This window comes from Cellulomonas sp. P5_C6 (assembly GCF_054049635.1).
Map to the genome: position 1 here is coordinate 1 of NZ_JBFULZ010000280.1, position 3,868 is coordinate 3,868.

At 67.6% G+C, this 3,868-nt stretch carries 4 protein-coding genes; 1 reads left to right on the forward strand and 3 read right to left on the reverse strand.

Translation table 11 applies throughout. The features are described 5' to 3' along the window. The 3 genes from ACXJKG_RS20010 to ACXJKG_RS20020 form a co-directional block, all read right to left on the reverse strand. Window positions 1-628 (reverse strand): carbohydrate ABC transporter permease (locus ACXJKG_RS20010; protein ID WP_456847477.1); only part of this gene is annotated, 628 nt, incomplete at its 3' end. Continuing rightward, window positions 625-1,644, reverse strand: a complete 1,020-nt coding sequence (locus ACXJKG_RS20015; protein WP_456847478.1) for a carbohydrate ABC transporter permease — start codon at window positions 1,642-1,644, stop codon at window positions 625-627. The genes ACXJKG_RS20010 and ACXJKG_RS20015, both read right to left, overlap by 4 nt. Before the next feature lie 10 nt (window positions 1,645-1,654). Beyond that, a complete protein-coding gene (locus tag ACXJKG_RS20020; protein WP_456847479.1) occupies window positions 1,655-2,968 on the reverse strand; it encodes an ABC transporter substrate-binding protein in 1,314 nt (437 codons plus the stop codon). A gap of 158 nt (window positions 2,969-3,126) precedes the next feature. Between ACXJKG_RS20020 and ACXJKG_RS20025 the strand changes: the two genes are divergently transcribed. Further along, on the forward strand, window positions 3,127-3,868 hold a 742-nt coding region (locus ACXJKG_RS20025), incomplete at its 3' end, for a LacI family DNA-binding transcriptional regulator (protein WP_456847480.1).

Genomic DNA, 3,868 nt, shown 5'->3' on the forward strand with positions numbered 1-3,868 from the left:
GCGGGAGCACCATCCGGAAGAAGAACCCGAGCTTGCTGGCGCCGTCGATCGAGGCGGCCTCCTCGATCTCGTCCGGGATCGCCCGCAGGAACGGGACCAGGATGATGATCGTCGTCGGGAGCCCGAAGCCGATCTGCGGCAGGATCACGCCGCCGAGGTTGTTGATGAGCCCGAAGTTGCGGACCAGGATGTACAGCGGCGTGATGGCGACGGTGATCGGGAACATCAGGCCGGCGGCGAACAACGCGTAGAGCGCGCCCCGGCCCCTGAACTGGTACCGCGCCAGGACGTAGCTGCACATGAGCCCGAGAGCGACGACCGCAGCAGCGGTGAACAAGGCGACGATCGTCGAGTTGCCCACCTCGCGCCAGAACGTCGAGTTGGTCAGGACGTCGACGTAGTTCGTCAGCTTCCACGGCGACGGAAAGCCCGCGGGGTCGGTGGTGATCTGCGCGTTCGTCCGGAAGCCGCCGATGATGATGTAGAGGATCGGCACGAGCATCACCGAGACGAGCAGCAGCGCGATGAAGTACGTCGCGGGGCCTGCACCACCCCGGCTCCGGGAGTTCACGCCGGGCCGCCGGGCGGGCGGCTTCGGTGCCGGCAGCTGGATGGTCGAGGCAGTCATCGTGTGGCCTTGTCCGTGAGGGCGCCGGCCGTGTCGCGGCGCAGCACGAAGCGCTGGTAGACGAGCGCGATGATCAGGGAGATGACGAAAAGGACCACGGCGACGGCACTGCCGTACCCGAAGTTCCCGGCAGTCCGGCCGTACTGGACCATGTAGGTCGCCATCGTCGAGACGCCTGCGGTGCCCGCCACGTACTGACCCCAGATGATGTACACGAGGTCGAAGAGCTGGAGCGACCCGATGATCGACAGGAACGCCCAGATGCGCAGGGTCGGGCCGAGGAGCGGCAGCGTGATGCTGCGCTGGATCTGCCAGTAGCTGGCGCCGTCGATGGAGGCCGCCTCGAAGAGCTCCTGCGGGATGTTCTGCAGCGCGGCCATGAACAGGATCACCGCGAACCCGATGTACTTCCACGAGATGATGACCATCAAGGTCCAGATCGCGATGTCCGGGTTCGACAGCCACTCACTCGCCAGCGCGCCGAGCCCGACCTTGTTGAGCAGGCCGTTGAGCGCGCCGTCGCTCTGGAGCATGAGGCTCCAGCCCGTCCCGACGATGACCTCGGAGACCACGTACGGGACGAAGATCAGCACCCGGATGAGCGAGCGGGCGCGCATCGGCCGGTTCAGCAGCAGCGCCAGCCCGATGGCGATCGGGCCCTGGATCAGCAGGGACGCAACGACGATGAACAGGTTGTGCGACAGCGCCGCATGGAACTCGGGGTCCGTCAGGATGATCTTGTAGTTGTTCAGCCCCACGAAGTCGGTCGGCTTGCCGTAGCCCTTCCAGCGGAAGAAGCCGTAGTACGCGGCGAGGCACACCGGCAGGATGACGAAGCCGACGAACACGAGGACGGCTGGCCCGGAAAGAATCGCGATCTCGAAGCGCTGACGCCAGCCCACACCACGTCGGCGCGGCCGGGCGGCGGCCGGGGCCGGCGAGCTGCCGACCCCGACCGCCGAGCGGTCGATCTGCGAGTTCTTCACGGCCAACGGGTTGACCGGTGAATCGCTCATGACGTCCTAGCTATCCCTTGGCCGACGAGGTGTTGACCGCGTTGATGATGTCCTCGACCGAGCCCTGGCCGGCGAGGAGGTTCACCACCGCGCCGTTCAGCGCGTTGCCGACGTTCTGGCCGTACAGGGTGTCGAGCCACTGCGACGCGTAGGGCGCGTCGTTGAACGCGGCGATGACGTCCTTCAGGTACGGCTCGGTGACGACAGCCTGCGCGTCCTTGTTCACCGGGGGGGCGTTGAACGCCTTGTAGTAGGCCTCCTGGACGTCCTTCGACGTGAGGTAGTTCAGGAAGTCGGTGCAGGCCTTCTTCGGGGCCTTGGCCGAGCAGGAGTAGCCGTCGACGCCACCCATGATCGCCTTGGGGTCACCCTTGCCGCCGGGGACGGAGACGAAGGGGTAGAAGCCCAGGTCAGGCAGCGGCTTCGCGTCGGGCGTGAGCGACCCGATCACGCCCGGGTCCCAGGCGCCCATGAGCTCGGCGCCGGCCTTGTGGTTGGCGATGAGACCGGCGGACGAGCCGRCACCCTGCTGCGCCGACGTCGAGAGGAAGCCCTCGTTGAAGTTGCCACCCTTGGCGAACGCGTCCAGGTCCTCGCCGGCCTTGGTCCAGCAGTCGTCCTCGAACTGCAGCGACTTCGCGGTCTCGTTCAGGACGTCCTCGCTGCACTCGCGCAGCGCGAACCAGTAGTACCAGTGCGCGGCAGGCCAGGCGTCCTTGCCACCGAGCGCGATCGGCGAGACGCCGGACGCCTTGAGGGCCTTGTTCGCGGCGACCAGGTCGTCGAGCGTCTTGGGCGGGGTCGTGATGCCGGCAGCCGTGTAGAGGTCCTGGCTGTAGAAGAAGCCGCCCGGCAGGGTCGCGACGGGCATGGCGTACGTCTTGCCGTCGATCGACTCGGCCTTGAAGGCGCCCTCGCCCACGCCGGCCTTGGTCTCGTCCGTGATCGAGTCCGTGATGTCCATGAGCTGGCCGGCGTCGACCATCGCGGCCATCTTGCCGCCACCGCGCTGCAGGAAGATGTCCGGCGCGTCGCCCGAGTTCAGCGCCGTCTGCAGCTTGCCGTCGAGGTCCTCGTTCTGGACCGTCTGGATCTTGATCGTGACGCCGGGGTTCGCGGTCTCGAAGCTCGCGACCGTGTCCTTGAAGAACTGGCCGCCCGGTCCGGTCGTGGCGTTGGTCCAGAGCGTCATCTCGACCGGGTTGGAGGCGTCCGCGGTGCTGTCGTCACCGCTGCCGTTGTCGGAGCTGGAACATCCGGCGACCGCGAGCGCGATGCCCGCACCCAGTGCGACCAGGGCCGCACCTCGCATCTTCCTTGCCATGAAGGGAACTCCTCTGTCGTCGTTGACGGGTAGGTCGAAGCCTGGCGATGGAGATTCTGCGACGAGTGTCACGGTCTCGTCAATCGTTATCGATAACGGTTTCGACACGATCGGGCTCCGTCTATGATCGCTCCGTGGAGTTCCTGCCTCGCGTGAAGATGGCCGACGTCGCCCGCGACGCGGGCGTCTCGGTCGCGACCGTGTCGAAGGTGGTGAACGGGCGGTACGGGGTAGCCCAGAGCACCGTCGACCACGTCCAGGAGGTCATCGAGCGGCTCGGCTACTCCGCGAGMCTCGGGGCGCAGAGCCTGCGCAGCCATCGCACCAACGTGCTCGGCATCCTCGTCGCGGAGTTCGAGCCCTTCTCGACGGAGCTGCTCAAGGGCGCGTCCGCCGCAGTCGCCTCGACGGGCTACGAGCTGCTGGCCTACTCCGGCGGCGGCCGCGGTGGCGACGTCGGATGGGAACGACGCTACCTGTCGCGGCTCTCGGGCACGCTCATCGACGGCGCGATCATCGTCACCCCGACCGTCGGCGTGACCAACCACGGGGTCCACGTCGTCGCCGTCGACCCGCACACCGGGCCGTCGGAGCTGCCGACGGTCGACTCGGACAACTTCGCCGGCGCGGTGCTCGCCACCACCTACCTGCTGTCCCTCGGGCACCGACGGATCGGATTCCTCGGCGGCCGTGGCGACCTCGAGTCCGCCCGGCTGCGCGAGGCCGGGTTCCGGCAGGCGATGGCCGACGCGGGGGTCACCGTGGACGACGACTCCGTGCGTGTCGGCGGATACAAGACCGAGACGGCGAGGGAGCCGGCGCGCCAGCTCCTGACGCAGGACCCCCGTCCGACCGCGATCTTCGCTGCGAACGACCTCTCGGCCATCGCCACGCTGGAGG